We start from the raw sequence: 15,167 nt of genomic DNA on the forward strand, positions 1-15,167 counted from the left end.
ACGGAACGAATGTGGGTGGTGAAATAATGCGATTGCCGAAGAAAATTCGCCAAGAAAAATTAAAAGGTAAGATTGAAGAAACACCATTTATTACAGATGAAGCGTTAGCTGATTTTTTTAATGTTAGTATACAAACAATCCGCTTAGATCGGATGGAACTCTCAATACCAGAGTTGAGAGAGCGTATTAAGTCAGTGGCAACAGATCAGTGGAATGAAACAGTCAAAGCACTTCCGCTGGATGATGTTATTGGTGAAATTATTGATTTAGAACTTGATCACCGTGCCATTTCAATATTAGATATTACGAAAGATCATGTGTTCAGTCGTAATGATATTGCGCGGGGTCACCATTTATTTGCGCAAGCCAATTCGCTTGCAGTGGCAGTAATTGATGATGAACTAGCATTAACGGAAAAGGCTGAAATAAAATTCACACGACAAGTGAAACAAGGTGAACGTGTCGTAGCAAAAGCACATGTGGAAACACTAGAAAAGCATAACCGGACGCATGTGGTTGTTGAAAGTTTTGTTGAAAGTGAACCTGTTTTTAAAGGGCGGTTTACTATGTATCGTCAGAAAGAAAAGTAGGAGGCAATATTATGCGAATTGTATTAGATGCTATGGGTGGTGACAATGCTCCTGAAGCAATTGTTAAAGGAGCGCTACTTGCTATTGAGGCATTTGAAAATTTAACGATTACACTCGTAGGTGATGAAACAAAAATAAAGCCTTATTTAACATCATCTGAGCGTATTAACATTATTCACACAACGACGGTTATTACAGCTGATGATGAGCCTGTCAAAGCTGTTCGGCGCAAAAAAGACGCATCACTTGTCTTAATGGCCAATGAAGTAAAAGAAAAGCGTGCGGATGCTTGTATTTCCGCTGGTAATACGGGTGCACTCATGAGTGCTGGGCTTTTTCAAGTAGGACGAATCAAGGGGATTGAAAGACCAGCCCTAAGTCCGACGCTTCCAACAATTGACCAACGTGGCTTTGTTTTATTAGATGTTGGGGCCAATGTTGAAGCGAAACCGAAGCACCTTCTACAGTACGGTATAATGGGGTCTATTTATGCCGAGAAAGTTCGAGGCGTTAATAAACCCCGTGTAGGTTTACTTAACGTTGGAACAGAAGAAGGTAAGGGGACCGAATTAACAAAAGAGGCTTTCCTATTATTAAAAGAAGCGCCAATTAATTTTGTTGGTAATATTGAAGCGCGTGATTTGTTATTAGGTGTGTGTGATGTTGTCGTAACAGATGGCTTTAGTGGAAATATTGCCCTAAAAACAGTAGAGGGCACGGCGATGTCTATGTTTAAAATGATTAAAGCGACATTTATGTCATCTTTAAAAACAAAACTAGCAGCTGCTGTATTAAAAAAAGATTTAAAAGGGTTAAAAGATCAATTAGATTATGCTGAGTATGGTGGAGCAGCATTATTCGGCTTGCAAGCACCTGTTGTAAAAGCGCATGGGTCATCTAATGCACGTGCAATTTTTAGTGCGATTAAGCAGACGATGACGATGGTTGAACATAACGTGACGGATACCATCGCTCTGACAGTAAAGTCAATGAATGAACAGGAGGCAGCTGAATGAAACGTGTCGTTTTTATGTTTCCAGGACAAGGATCTCAAGATTTAGGTATGGGACACGCGTTTTATCAACACGATGATGAAGCAAAAACTACTGTTGATAATGCGAATGATTGGCTAGGCTTTGATATAAGAGGTTATATGTTTGATGGACCAATCGAAACATTAACAGAAACAAAGCATGCACAACCAGCGCTTGTCTTATCAAGTGGTCTTGCCTTAGCGCAATTAACTAAAGCAGGTGTTCATCCAGTAGCTGTATTAGGTCATAGTCTAGGGGAATATAGTGCACTTGTAGCGAGCGGAAGTCTTTCGCTTGAACAAGCGGTTAAACTTGTTTATCAACGTGGACTTTTAATGGAGCAAGCTGACCCTATGCAACAAGGTGGGATGAGTGCTGTTTTAGGACTTGATGAAGTGACACTTGAACAGGTTCTTGCTGAAACAGAAGGTAAAGTGGAAGTCGCTAACCTTAATTCACCCGGTCAAATCGTTATTTCTGGTGACAAGGCTGCGATTGAGGCAATCACACCAAAAATAAAAATGGCAGGTGCAAAGCGTGTTATTCCATTACCTGTAAGTGGACCTTTTCATTCATCGTTTATGCGTCCGCAAGCAGAAAAATTTCAAGCGGTTTTATCTGATGTGGCCATTTGTTCGCCCGACATCCCGCTTTTGCACAATGTGACAGCAAAAGAAGCGACACAACCTGAACAAATAAAATCATTGTTAATTGAACAACTCTACTCGAAAGTGCGTTTTCAAGAGAGTATAGAACAATTATTAGGCCAAGAAATCGATGCCTTTGTTGAAGTTGGTAATAAAAAAGTTTTATCCGGACTAGTAAAGAAAATTGATCGAAAGGCTCGTGTCTTTCATGTGGAAGATATAGACTCACTTCAGGCCTTTCTTACGTGGTATAAGGAGGAATCCGAATGACAAAAGTAGCACTTATTACTGGCGCATCTCGTGGTATCGGTCGCGAAATAGCTCTGACATTTGCTGAGAATGGTTACCAAGTCGTGATCAATTATAACGGTAATGAAGACAAAGCGAATGAAGTAAAAGAAGAAGTAGAAAAAAAAGGCGCTAAGGCCCTTGTTGTGAAGGCTAACGTTGCTGATGAGAATGATGTTAAAGCTATGATTAAAACGACCATTGATACATTCGGACGTATTGATGTTGTTGTGAATAACGCAGGTATTACTCGTGATAACTTATTGATGCGCATGAAAGAAGCGGATTTTGATGCGGTCATTGATACGAATTTAAAAGGTGTCTTCTTTATGATGAAAGCTGTGACACGTCCAATGATGAAACAAAAAGGTGGCGCAATTATTAATCTTAGTTCAGTTGTAGGATTGTCTGGTAACCCGGGGCAAATAAATTATGTTGCAGCAAAATCAGGTGTCATTGGTATGACTAAAACAGCAGCTAAAGAATTAGCGGCTAAAAACATTCGAGTAAATGCTGTCGCGCCTGGTTTTATTACAACGGATATGACAGATGATTTACCGGAGGAACAAAAAACGTTGTTAATGTCGCAAATTCCGTTGAAGCGATTAGGTGAACCTAAACAAGTGGCTGAAGCTGTGTATTTTTTAGCTTCAGAAAAAGCGAGCTATATAACAGGCCAGACACTGTCTGTTGATGGCGGTATGTATATGTAGTATGAACAATCTATTTTGAAAGGGGGTGAATGACCAATGGCAGATACTTTCGAACGCGTAAAGAAAATCGTAGTAGACCGTTTAGATGTAGAAGAGGAAAAAGTGACACTTGAAGCTTCATTCAAAGATGACCTGGAAGCCGATTCACTAGATGTTGTAGAATTAGTGATGGAACTTGAAGATGAGTTTGATATGGAAATTGCTGATGAAGAAGCAGAAAACATTCAAACAGTAGCTGATGCTGTGAACTACATAGACAGTCAAGCTTAAAAATATTCAAAAAGGTCTCGTTTTTTTAAACGAGACCTTTGCTTTTTTCTATAAATAAAGATAAGATATAGGGAGAAAAAATGGGAGGTGAAGGAATGAATTTTAAAGATTTACAAAAAGAGTTAAACATCTTTTTTCACGATCAGAAAATCTTGGAGCAGGCGTTCACACATTCATCATATGTCAATGAACATAAAAACCGTATCTATCAAGATAATGAACGATTGGAATTTTTAGGTGATGCTGTCTTAGAATTAGGTATTTCACAATATTTATATCGTGAATTTCCCAATAAGGCAGAAGGAGAACTCACGAAATTAAGAGCATCCATCGTATGTGAGCCTGCACTCGTTAAGTTTGCTAAAGAACTTCATTTTGATCAGTTCGTACTATTAGGTAAAGGCGAGGAACGTACGGGCGGTCGTAAACGACCGGCACTTTTAGCCGATGTATTTGAAGCGTTTATTGGTGCGCTATATTTAGATCAAGGATTTGAAGTAGTCGTTTCGTTTTTAAAACAGCATGTCTATCCCAAAGTTAAGGAAGGCGCATTTTTACATGGGCTGGATTATAAGAGTCAATTACAAGAATTAATCCAACAAAATAAACATGCTGAAATTGAATACGAAATTATTGCAGAACATGGACCGGCTCACGACCGTGAGTTTGTGGCACATGTTAAAATCAATAAAGAAATATCCGGCAAAGGCCAAGGACGTACGAAGAAAGAAGCGGAACAACGCGCAGCGAAACGCGCGCTTGATTTGCATACGACATAGACAAAACCGCCTAAACGGTTATCATCACGATAAGCGCTTAGGCGGTTTGTTTACTTTCTTAATGTTTTTAATTCAGCGATAACCGCTTCGTTCTCTTGTAACGATAAGTGCGAGCGCATCTTTATAAAGTTAACCAGCTCTTCAAGTTCCTTTACTTTATCTGGATTAAAATCTTCTGGGTTAAATAAGCCATCATTTACCACATTAATTTTTGCTTTTAAGGTGTTAAGTAAGACTGTTAAATGTTCATCGTTTGTCATTTTATATATCCCCCTTATATCTCATCTTCTAACTCGTTATAATCTATGATAAAATAAAGTCGGTGAAAAAGAAACAAAAGTCTAAAAAATCTTTTGTTTTAATAGAAAAGGTGACGTCTATATGTATTTAAAAAAATTAGAATCGGTCGGATTTAAATCCTTTGCCGAAAAAATCCATGTCGATTTTGTGCCGGGCGTAACAGCTGTAGTCGGCCCAAATGGTAGTGGTAAAAGCAATGTGACAGATGCAATCAGGTGGGTACTAGGTGAGCAGTCAGCGAAGTCTTTACGCGGTACGAAGATGGAAGACATTATTTTTCAAGGAAGTGATACACGTAAGCCTTTGAATATGGCGGAAGTGACGTTGACTTTAGACAACCGCTCTGGTCTATTACCACTTGATTATAATGAAGTGAGTGTAACCCGTCGTGTTTATCGATCAGGTGAGAGTGAATTTTACATAAATAAAGAATCATGTCGTCTAAAAGATATTGTTGATTTATTTTTAGACTCTGGTTTAGGACGAGAAGCATTTTCAATCATTAGCCAGGGGAAAGTTGAAGAGATTCTGAGCTCTAAAGCAGAAGAACGCCGCATTATATTTGAAGAAGCAGCAGGTGTTCTTAAATACAAGCAGCGCAAGAAAAAAGCAGAGTTCAAATTGGTCGAAACAGAAGAAAACCTCAACCGAGTAGAAGATATCCTTCATGAGATTGACCAACAACGTGAACCGCTCCTTGAACAAGCGACAGTTGCTAAAGATTTCCTCAATAAAAGGGATCAGTTAACCGAGATAGAAAAACGTGTACTCCATACGGAAATCGATACAATGCTAACGGATTGGAAGGCGCTGCTAGGAACGATTGATCGATTTAAAGATGACTTAAGAGCGGATCAACTAAAGTTAGATAAGCAAGAAAGAATAAATGATCAGATGCATGACGAGTTAGCTCAGTTGGATGAGGCTATACAAACATCACAACAACAATTATTAACGGTCACGGAGAAACTCGAACAACAAACGGGCGAGCACAAATTGTTGCTGGAACGCGAACGTTATCAAGAGCAATCATTAGAAAAAGTAATAAAAGATAAACAAGCGATTGAAAACAAACTAGAAAGTCAACGCGCATTAACAGAGACGGCGGATGTGAGTTATCAACAGATGCACACGCATTTACAGCGTCTAGATGAGCAGCTGAAACAAATAAAAGAGAAATTAACCGTATCAGTTGAGGATTTAGACCAAGCTATTGAAGATAAAAAAAGCGAGTACATTGATTCTTTAAATGAAGAGGCTAGATTAAAACACGCATTGGAGTCGTATGAAGATGAACAAAATAATTTAGCAAATAAAGCGTTTGATTTTAAAGCTCAGGTAATGGAAAAGGAACGATTGTGTGAAACGTTACGCCAACGTTTAGTAACAATATCTGAAGATACCGTAAAACTTGGCGACAGACTAAAAGACAAAGAAGAAAAAGTAAATGCATTAAAAACACAGTTAAAACATGAAGAAACACAATTAAAAGACATGTATGATAAACGTCGCCATGCAGAACGTCAAATCGATCAACTCCAGTCAAAAAAGGACATGCTTGACGAGTTGAAAGAAAGTTTCCAAGGGTTTTATCAAGGAGTTAAGACAGTTCTTAAAGCAAGAGATAAAGGTGTATTAAAAGGTATATGTGGGGCGGTTATCGAATTAGTGGAAATTCCGCAATCGTATCAACTGGCTATGGAAACAGCTATTGGTGCTCAATCACAACATGTGATTGTTGAGAGTGAAGCATCTGCTCGTGAAGCCATTAGGTACTTGAAAAACGAAAATGCAGGGCGCGCTACTTTTTATCCGTTAGCGACAATAAAGTCACGGTTTTTACCTACAAGTTACAAGCAACAGTTGACTCATCATGCTGGTTTTGTTGCTGTTGCGAGTGATGTCGTTCAATCGGATACGCGTTATCAAACGGTTGTAGAGTATCTACTCGGTCAAACAATTATTGCTAAGACTTTAAAAGATGCGAATGAACTGGCGCGCTTAGTAGACCGGAAATTTCGAATTGTTACCCTTGAAGGAGATATTGTTAACCCGGGTGGTTCGATGACAGGTGGCGCAATGAAGCGTCAGCAGTCGTCGCTATTTTCTCGAGAGACCGAATTGAAGCATGTGTCAGAGAAACTGATTGCTTTTGAGAAGCGCACATACGCCTTTGTACAATCGATTAAGGAAAAGGAAGCGACATGTTTTGCGCTTGAGACAGATGTAAATGCTAGACTAAAAGAGATAGAGAATGACCGTGTGCGTTTAAACGAACGAGAAGATGAAAGAAAAGCAGCCGCGGTTGAATTAAAACACCAAGAAGAAAGTCATCATTATAATGTGAGATTATTAGAGACGTTTAATGTCGATAAAGACCAACTTAGTTCAAAGCAGAAAGAAACAAAAAACAAACTTTCTGCTTTAAGAGTACACTTAGCGCACTTAAAACAATCGATTAATGAATTAGAAGAAGAGAAAAAGCATCACACTGCTTACCAAAAAGACTATGATCAACAACTACAAAAGTTAACGATTGAAAGAGCGGAGCAAGCAAAAGCGTGTGAATACCAACTAGAAAAATTAACGGAAGCTAATACCAAAGAAGCGGAACTCACTAAATCAATCCACGAACTCACAATGACGATTGAAGGACTCACTAACAAAAAACAACAGCTCGCTTCTAAAACAGAGGTGGCTGCTGCTGTAAAAATGTTAGATGTTGAAAAGCAAGCGTTACTAAAAACTATTCAACAGCAACGAGAACAGCGGTTAAACTTACAAACGGTAGTTGAAACAAAAGAAGATGAACAAAAAACCGCCAGAAATCAGTTAACCGCAAAAAAAGAAGAAAAAAACCGCATCGAAGTAAAAGCGAATCGCTTAGATGTTGAATTAGAAAATCGTTTAACTTATCTTCAAGAAACATATGAAATCAGTTTTGAACGCTTAACTAAAGAAACAGAAAAAGTTGATCAGTTAGCGCAAGAAAAAGAGAAAGTTAAGTTGCTTAAACGTGACATCGAAGAGCTAGGTGCTGTTAATATTGGGGCAATAGATGAGTACGAGCGTATCAATGAGCGTTTTGAATTTTTAACGCATCAAAAACAAGATTTGCTTGAAGCTAAAGAGACGTTGTATGATGTTATTTTTGAAATGGACACAGAGATGGAAAAGCGTTTTGAGGCAACGTTTGTTCAAATAAAAGCTGCTTTTGCGGAAGTGTTCCGACAATTATTTGGTGGTGGACATGCTGAACTTATGTTAACGGACCCTACGGATTTACTAGGCACTGGGGTTGAAATTAAAGCGCAACCGCCAGGTAAAAAAGCGCAACAATTGGCTCTGTTATCGGGTGGTGAACGTGCACTTACAGCGATTGCTTTATTATTTAGTATATTACGTGTAAGACCTGTACCTTTTTGTGTACTAGACGAGGTTGAAGCAGCTTTAGATGAAGCAAACGTTGAGCGGTTTAGCCGGTATTTAAAAGACTATAGTGAGAAGACACAATTTATTGTTATTACGCATAGAAAAGGTACAATGGAAGGTGCTGATGTTCTCTATGGCGTAACGATGCAAGAATCAGGTGTCTCTAGATTTGTCTCAGTTAAATTAGAGGAGACAGCAACTATTTTACAAGAAGGATAAGAAAGAGGGAGAAGTATGAGTTTTTTAAAAAAATTAAAAGACAAGTTTTCACAAACAAAAGAAACAGAGGAAATGTCAGATAAGTACAAAGAAGGGTTATCAAAAACGCGTCAATCTTTCTCATCAAAACTCAATGATCTCGTTGCGCGTTATCGCACGGTAGATGAAGACTTTTTTGAAGACTTAGAAGAAGTTCTTATTTCAGCAGATGTTGGTGTGAATACGGTGATGGCTCTCGTAGAAGAATTGGAGATGGAAGCTAAACGCCAAAACATAAAAGATGCTTATGAATTAAAAGGTCTTATATCTGAAAAACTGGCTGAAATATATGCAGGTGATGACTTTGAAGTAACAGCACCATTAAATTTACAAGAGGATGGATTAAGTGTTATTTTATTTGTTGGGGTAAATGGTGTTGGGAAAACAACGTCCATTGGTAAGTTAGCATATCAATTAGCTCAAGAAGGTAAAAAAGTATTACTGGTTGCTGGGGACACGTTTAGAGCAGGTGCGATTCAACAGTTGTCTGTATGGGGTGAGCGTGTAGGTGTTGATGTTATTAAACAAAGTGAGGGCAGTGACCCTGCTGCTGTCATGTTTGATGGTATTCAAGCAGCTAAATCACGTGGCGCGGACGTGTTGCTTTGCGATACGGCGGGACGTCTTCAAAATAAAGTGAATTTAATGAATGAACTAAGTAAGGTTAAACGCGTTATTGAACGCGAAATTCCAGGTGCTCCGCATGATGTGTTACTCGTATTAGATGCTACAACAGGCCAAAATGCATTAATTCAGGCAAAGACATTCCAACAGGCAACAGATGTGACAGGGATTATTCTAACAAAGCTTGATGGAACTGCTAAAGGTGGGATCGTTTTAGCTATTAGAAAAGAACTTAATATACCAGTGAAATACGTAGGTCTTGGTGAAAAAATGACTGATTTAGAACCGTTTGATCCGCAGGCTTTTGTCTATGGAATTTTTAGCGATATGTTATCGGAAGAGTAAGGCTTGACGAGTGTGTAGTTATCGTCTAGTATTCATAATGTAAAGTTTTTTTACTTAACAAGGAGTGATCACAATGATGTTAGAAAAAACAACGCGAATTAACTTCCTGCTGGATTTTTATCAGGCGTTGCTTACAGCTAAGCAGCGAAGTTACATGGAATTATACTATTTGGAAGATTACTCTTTAGGAGAAATTTCTGATACATTTGAAGTCTCTAGGCAAGCGGTCTATGATAATATTAAACGAACAGAAAAAATGCTTGAATCTTATGAAGAACGATTGAAATTGTATGAAAAATTTCTAAAACGACAAACGTTAATAAAAGAGCTTGAAACAAAAGTAACTGACAAAGCATTATTAGCTGATATTCAAACGTTAAAAGAATTAGATTAGGAGGGGATTTCTCGTATGGCATTTGAAGGTTTAGCAGATCGTCTGCAAAGTACAATTAAAAAAATGACCGGTAAAGGGAAAGTATCCGAACAAGATGTAAAAGAAATGGCCCGTGAGGTCCGTCTAGCACTCTTAGAAGCGGATGTTAACTTTAAAGTTGTAAAAGATTTTGTGAAAAAAATTAAGGAACGCTCCGTCGGAGCAGAAGTTATGGATAGTTTAACGCCCGGACAACAGGTAATTAAGATTGTAAAAGAAGAGCTAGCTCTTTTAATGGGTGGTGAACAGAGTAAAATTAAAGTGGCGGATCGTCCGCCGACCGTTATTATGATGGTTGGTTTGCAAGGGGCGGGTAAAACAACAACCTCAGGTAAACTAGCGAACTTATTAAGAAAAAAACATAATCGAAAGCCGTTATTAGTTGCGTGCGATGTATACCGTCCAGCTGCGATTGACCAGTTAGAAACGGTAGGAAAGCAATTGGGGATTCCAGTTTTTAGTCAAGGGACAGAAAAAAAACCTGTAGATATTGCTAAAGAGGCCATTGCTCACGCGAAAGAAGAGCACCTAGATTATGTAATTGTTGATACGGCAGGTCGTCTTCATATCGATGAAAATTTAATGGGTGAATTAACAGAAATCAAAACGGAAATTAATCCAGATGAAATCTTTTTAGTTGTAGATGCAATGACAGGTCAAGATGCTGTTAATGTGGCTGAAACATTTGATCAAACACTTGATGTAACAGGTGTTGTTTTAACAAAGCTTGATGGCGATACCCGTGGTGGTGCAGCGTTGTCTATTCGTGCGGTGACTGATAAACCAATCAAATTTGCTGGGATGGGCGAAAAATTAGATGAGCTTGAAGCGTTCCATCCAGAGCGTATGGCTTCTCGTATATTAGGCATGGGTGACGTATTAACATTGATTGAAAAAGCCCAAGAAAATATTGATGAGAAGAAAGCGAAAGAACTGGAACAAAAAATGCGCTCAGCTAGTTTTACGTTTGATGATTTTCTTGACCAGATGGAACAAGTCAAAAGCATGGGGCCGCTTGATGAAATATTAGGTATGTTGCCAGGTGCAAATAAGATGAAAGGCTTAAAAAATGTTCAAATTGATGAAAAACAATTGGTTCATGTAGAAGCCATTATTCAATCGATGACAAAAAAAGAACGACAAGATCCAAGTGTAATGAATGCAAGTCGTAAAAAGCGTATTGCTAAAGGGTCTGGGCGGCCAATAGCCGAAGTGAATCGTTTATTAAAACAATTCGACGAAATGAAAAAAATGATGAAACAAATGTCTGGTATGCAAGGCGGGAAAAAGGGGAAAAAGAAAAAAGGACTCAATTTTCCGTTTATGTAATGTAAAAACACTTTACAGACGTCAAACAATCTGATACAATCTAAACTTGTGAAATACATTTTTAATGGAGGTGCAAAAACATGGCAGTAAAAATTCGTTTAAAGCGTATGGGGTCTAAGCGTAACCCGTTTTACCGTGTGGTAGTTGCAGATGCGCGTGCGCCACGTGATGGACGTATCATCGAACAAATCGGCACATACAATCCGGTATCAAACCCGGTTGAAGTGAAATTAGATGAAGAAAAAGCAATGAACTGGATGGCTAATGGTGCAAAACCATCAGACACTGTTCGCAATTTATTCTCTAAAGAAGGCATCATGAAAAAATTCCACGACTCAAAAAACCAAAAATAAGGTAGTGTGATCACATGGAAGCCTTGATAACATCAATCGTAGCGCCGCTTGTTGATTATCCTGAAGATGTTCATGTTGAAGTAAAAGAAGAACAAAACAAACTTGTTTTTCATTTAATTGTTAACGAACAGGATGTTGGTAAGGTGATTGGGAAGAATGGACGTATTGCTAAATCAATTCGTACGATTGTTTATGCAGCTGGAACAGATACTAAAAAACGTATTTATCTAGACATCATGTAAAACAGGGGAAGGGTAACCTTTCCCTGTTTTCTGCATCATGTGCTGTTTTATTTTTTCGTCTGAATAGCGAGTGAGGTCGCTCTTGAGATGAAAAAATAAATTAATGAGGTGAAACGATGACAACATATTTTAACGTAGGGAAAATAGTTAATACACATGGCATTAAAGGTGAAGTAAAGGTTGTAAGAATCACTGATTTCGAGGATCGCTTTAAACCTGGTCAGTCACTCTTCCTCTTTCAAAAAAATGCTTTAAAACCGTTAATCGTGACGGTGAAATCCCATCGTATGCATAAAGGGTTTGACATGTTAATGTTTGAAGAGTATTCAAATATTAATGAAGTAGAACCGTTAAAAGAAAGTATACTTAAGATCACCGCAGATTACCAAACACCACTCGATGAACATGAGTATTATTACCACGAGATTTTAGGGTGTAACGTAGAAACAACAACAGGAAAAAAACTTGGCGAGATTAAAGAGATATTAAGTCCAGGTGCAAATGATGTATGGGTAGTGAAACAAGCGGGTCAAAAAGATTTATTAATTCCATATATTGAAGATGTTGTTAAAGTGGTTGATGTTGAACAAAAACGGGTGACAATTGAACCAATGGAAGGTTTGTTGCCGGATGAAGATTGATATTTTAACGCTTTTTCCAAACATGTTTGATGGTGTGCTGCAATCATCTATCTTGAAAAAAGCACAAGAAAATCATGTGTTTTCTTATCAAACACATGACTTTCGGACTTATGCTGATAATAAACATAATAAAGTGGATGATTATCCTTATGGTGGTGGAGCAGGTATGGTGCTTATGCCACAGCCTATATTTGCCGCAGTAGCGTCTATTCAACAATCAACTGAAAAGTCACCGAGAGTGATCTTAATGTGCCCTCAAGGCGAGCGCTTTACTCAAAAAAAGGCGGAAGAACTAGCTGAAGAGGAACATATAATTTTTATTTGCGGGCATTACGAAGGATACGATGAAAGAATTCGAGAACACTTAGTTACGGATGAAATATCGATTGGCGATTTTGTATTAACCGGTGGCGAACTTGGAGCGATGGTCGTTATTGATAGCGTGGTGAGATTATTGCCAGAAGGTTTAGGTAACGAAATATCAGCAAAAGAAGATTCATTCTCAACAGGTCTGTTAGAACACCCACATTATACGCGGCCAGCGGAGTTTAAGGGGTATGAGGTGCCAGAAGTACTTCGTTCGGGACATCACGGTAAAATCGAAGAGTGGCGTAAAAAAGAATCACTTAGACGGACGTTTCTTAGAAGACCTGATCTACTGGAGAGCTACGTATTGTCAAAAGAAGAGCGGGCATGGTTAGAAGAGATTAAACAAGAAGAAAAAAATCAATAATCCAGCTGATTTCGCTTGTTTTTTTTAGTGCAATATGATATAGTAACTGTTGGACTTGAGCAAAAGACTTAAGTGAAAACAATGTTCCGCTTTAAGAGTTCTTCTTTTATGAACATTAGTGAAGAAGGAGTGTATACACATGCAACAATTAATTGCAGACATTACAAAAGATCAATTACGCGATCGCCCACAATTCAAAGCTGGTGATACGGTAAAGGTACACGTGAAAGTTGTCGAAGGTACACGTGAACGTATTCAGGTTTATGAAGGTGTCGTTATCAAGCGTCAAAATGGCGGAATCAGTGAGACTTTCACTGTACGTAAAATTTCTTATGGTGTTGGTGTTGAACGTACTTTCCCAGTACACTCACCACGTGTCGATAAGATCGAAGTTCTACGTCGCGGTAAAGTACGTCGTGCAAAACTTTATTACCTACGTAACTTACGTGGTAAAGCTGCACGTATTAAAGAACTACGCTAATCAAAAGAAAAAAGATCAAAAAAGGAGCTTGAAGTATCAAGCTCCTTTTTTTAACGAAAAAATAGATGTTTTTCTAGGATGAAGGTTCAATTAATGGCTTAGATGTTATAATTAAGAAGAAAAAGAATGTAACTTATCTAAGCTCAACATAAATATTAATCGGCGTGATACACGTATAATAAATGCCGGCGTCTATACGTCTCTTGCGGAGTGAGTATATGAAGAATATTATTAGTAATTTAATGACGATTTTGTTGATAGTGCTAAGCGTTTACCTCTTACGCACGTTTGTATTAACTCCCATTTCAATTGATGGAAGCTCTATGGAACCAACACTTCACAATCGTGATTTTTTAATGATGGAGCAAGTATCTTATTATTTTAATGAGCCAGAGCGATTTGATATCGTTGTTTTTAATGCAACGAAACAGAAAGATTATATCAAACGTATTATTGGTTTGCCTGGTGAGGCAATCGAGTATCGCGACAATCAATTGTTTGTCAATAATCAGAAGGTTGAAGAGTATTTTTTAAGAGATGTAAATCAGTATACGAATGATTTTACTATTGAAGATATTGAGCAGGGACATCAAACGATTCCGGATGGCTATTACCTTGTTTTAGGGGATAATCGAACAAATTCAACAGATAGTCGAACAATTGGTTTAGTAGCAAAAGAAAAGATAACGGGTCGTGCCTTTTTAAGGTATTGGCCATTAGATAATTTTAATTTAATTCGGTAAGGAGTGAAGTATATGCCGATACAATGGTTCCCTGGCCACATGGCCAAAGCAAGGCGACAAGTACAGGAAAAATTAAAACTCGTAGACTTTGTTATTGAATTAGTGGATGCGCGTGCACCCTTTGCATCTGAGAACCCAATGTTAAAAGAAATTCTTAATCAAAAACCGAAAATGCGTGTCCTAATGAAACAAGATTTAGCTGATCCTAAGGTGACGGAAGCTTTTATTGCGTATTTTAATGCGCGTGGAGAGCGAGCAATCAGTGTTGATGTTAATCGTAAAGAAGACATAAAAAAAGTAGTAGAGACCGCTAAACTTATGGCTCATGATAAAATGGAACGAATGCGCAAGAAAGGCATCAAGCCACGTGCTGCCAGAGCGATGATTATTGGTATTCCAAACGTGGGTAAATCAACGTTGATTAATCGTTTAGCAAACAAGAAAATAGCCAAAACGGGTGATCGTCCGGGTGTAACAACGAGTCAACAGTGGATTAAGGTGAAAAAAGATTTTGAATTGCTGGATACGCCAGGAATCTTATGGCCTAAATTTGAAGATGAGGTTATTGGTTATCGTCTAGCTTGTCTAGGGACGATTAAGGATCAAATCCTTCATATGGACGATTTAGCTGTCTTTTTATTACGCTTTTTACAGGAACATTATCCGAGCGTATTAATGGAACGCTATCAAATCGAGGACTTAGACCAAGATATTGTCACTATTTTTGATCATATTGGCCGTCTGCGAGGTGCTTTAAGTTCGGGTAATCAAGTAGATTACGATAAGACAGCTGAATTAATTATCCGCGATTACCGTTCAGGTAAATTAGGGTTGATATCTTTAGAACTACCAGAAGACGCACTTAATTAAAGTGCGTCTTTTGATTACATATTTTAATCTGATATGGGTGAAGTACGCCTGCTTTCGATCAT

General features: G+C 38.2%; 18 protein-coding genes. 17 read left to right on the forward strand and 1 reads right to left on the reverse strand.

The window, feature by feature from the left end:
• Positions 1-26: 26 nt before the first annotated feature.
• The 6 genes from fapR to rnc all read left to right on the forward strand — a co-directional run bounded on the left by fapR (position 27) and on the right by rnc (position 4,321).
• Positions 27-590 carry a transcription factor FapR gene (fapR, locus tag BM163_RS01510; RefSeq protein WP_089799498.1) on the forward strand — a complete coding sequence of 188 codons (564 nt, stop codon included), beginning with the start codon at positions 27-29 and terminating at the stop codon, positions 588-590.
• Positions 591-601: 11 nt separating this feature from the next.
• Complete coding sequence (plsX, locus tag BM163_RS01515) at positions 602-1,606, forward strand: phosphate acyltransferase PlsX (RefSeq protein ID WP_089799501.1); 1,005 nt, start codon at positions 602-604, stop codon at positions 1,604-1,606.
• Positions 1,603-2,541, forward strand: a complete 939-nt coding sequence (gene fabD, locus BM163_RS01520; RefSeq protein ID WP_089799503.1) for an ACP S-malonyltransferase — start codon at positions 1,603-1,605, stop codon at positions 2,539-2,541. The genes plsX and fabD overlap by 4 nt, the downstream gene beginning before the upstream one ends.
• Positions 2,538-3,272 carry a 3-oxoacyl-[acyl-carrier-protein] reductase gene (gene fabG / locus BM163_RS01525; RefSeq protein ID WP_089799505.1) on the forward strand — a complete coding sequence of 245 codons (735 nt, stop codon included), beginning with the start codon at positions 2,538-2,540 and terminating at the stop codon, positions 3,270-3,272. The genes fabD and fabG overlap by 4 nt, the downstream gene beginning before the upstream one ends.
• 36 nt (positions 3,273-3,308) lie before the next feature.
• On the forward strand, positions 3,309-3,542 hold the full coding sequence (locus BM163_RS01530) for an acyl carrier protein (RefSeq protein ID WP_089799507.1): 234 nt from the start codon (positions 3,309-3,311) through the stop codon (positions 3,540-3,542).
• Between the two features lie 95 nt (positions 3,543-3,637).
• Complete coding sequence (gene rnc / locus BM163_RS01535; RefSeq protein WP_089799509.1) at positions 3,638-4,321, forward strand: ribonuclease III; 684 nt, start codon at positions 3,638-3,640, stop codon at positions 4,319-4,321.
• 50 nt (positions 4,322-4,371) lie between these two features.
• Here rnc and BM163_RS01540 read toward each other — a convergent pair whose 3' ends face one another.
• Positions 4,372-4,581, reverse strand: a complete 210-nt coding sequence (locus BM163_RS01540) for a DUF1128 family protein (protein ID WP_089799511.1) — start codon at positions 4,579-4,581, stop codon at positions 4,372-4,374.
• Positions 4,582-4,702: 121 nt separating this feature from the next.
• Between BM163_RS01540 and smc the strand changes: the two genes are divergently transcribed.
• The 11 genes from smc to ylqF all read left to right on the forward strand — a co-directional run bounded on the left by smc (position 4,703) and on the right by ylqF (position 15,105).
• Positions 4,703-8,272: a chromosome segregation protein SMC gene (gene smc, locus BM163_RS01545; protein ID WP_089799513.1), complete on the forward strand. Its 3,570-nt coding sequence runs from the start codon at positions 4,703-4,705 to the stop codon at positions 8,270-8,272.
• 15 nt (positions 8,273-8,287) lie between these two features.
• Positions 8,288-9,280: a signal recognition particle-docking protein FtsY gene (gene ftsY, locus BM163_RS01550; RefSeq protein WP_089799515.1), complete on the forward strand. Its 993-nt coding sequence runs from the start codon at positions 8,288-8,290 to the stop codon at positions 9,278-9,280.
• Positions 9,281-9,356: 76 nt separating this feature from the next.
• Positions 9,357-9,674: a putative DNA-binding protein gene (locus BM163_RS01555; protein WP_089799691.1), complete on the forward strand. Its 318-nt coding sequence runs from the start codon at positions 9,357-9,359 to the stop codon at positions 9,672-9,674.
• Positions 9,675-9,689: 15 nt separating this feature from the next.
• The gene (ffh, locus tag BM163_RS01560) at positions 9,690-11,042 is read left to right on the forward strand and encodes a signal recognition particle protein (RefSeq protein WP_089799517.1); all 1,353 of its coding nucleotides are present in this window, start codon (positions 9,690-9,692) and stop codon (positions 11,040-11,042) included.
• A gap of 80 nt (positions 11,043-11,122) precedes the next feature.
• Complete coding sequence (gene rpsP, locus BM163_RS01565; protein ID WP_089799519.1) at positions 11,123-11,395, forward strand: 30S ribosomal protein S16; 273 nt, start codon at positions 11,123-11,125, stop codon at positions 11,393-11,395.
• Positions 11,396-11,409: 14 nt separating this feature from the next.
• Entirely contained in the window at positions 11,410-11,637 is a 228-nt protein-coding gene (locus BM163_RS01570) for a KH domain-containing protein (RefSeq protein ID WP_089799521.1), read from the forward strand.
• Between the two features lie 116 nt (positions 11,638-11,753).
• Complete coding sequence (gene rimM / locus BM163_RS01575; RefSeq protein ID WP_089799523.1) at positions 11,754-12,278, forward strand: ribosome maturation factor RimM; 525 nt, start codon at positions 11,754-11,756, stop codon at positions 12,276-12,278.
• Positions 12,268-13,011 (forward strand): tRNA (guanosine(37)-N1)-methyltransferase TrmD, encoded by a 744-nt coding sequence (gene trmD, locus BM163_RS01580; protein ID WP_089799526.1) that lies wholly within the window; start codon positions 12,268-12,270, stop codon positions 13,009-13,011. Before rimM ends, trmD begins: the two co-directional genes overlap by 11 nt.
• 139 nt (positions 13,012-13,150) lie before the next feature.
• A complete protein-coding gene (gene rplS, locus BM163_RS01585; protein WP_089799528.1) occupies positions 13,151-13,492 on the forward strand; it encodes a 50S ribosomal protein L19 in 342 nt (113 codons plus the stop codon).
• 218 nt (positions 13,493-13,710) lie between these two features.
• Positions 13,711-14,235 carry a signal peptidase I gene (gene lepB, locus BM163_RS01590; protein ID WP_089799531.1) on the forward strand — a complete coding sequence of 175 codons (525 nt, stop codon included), beginning with the start codon at positions 13,711-13,713 and terminating at the stop codon, positions 14,233-14,235.
• A 12-nt stretch (positions 14,236-14,247) separates the two neighbouring features.
• Complete coding sequence (gene ylqF / locus BM163_RS01595) at positions 14,248-15,105, forward strand: ribosome biogenesis GTPase YlqF (RefSeq protein WP_089799532.1); 858 nt, start codon at positions 14,248-14,250, stop codon at positions 15,103-15,105.
• Positions 15,106-15,167: the final 62 nt, after the last annotated feature.

This window comes from Halolactibacillus alkaliphilus, from assembly GCF_900115465.1.
GTDB classification, from domain to species: domain Bacteria; phylum Bacillota; class Bacilli; order Bacillales; family Amphibacillaceae; genus Halolactibacillus; species Halolactibacillus alkaliphilus.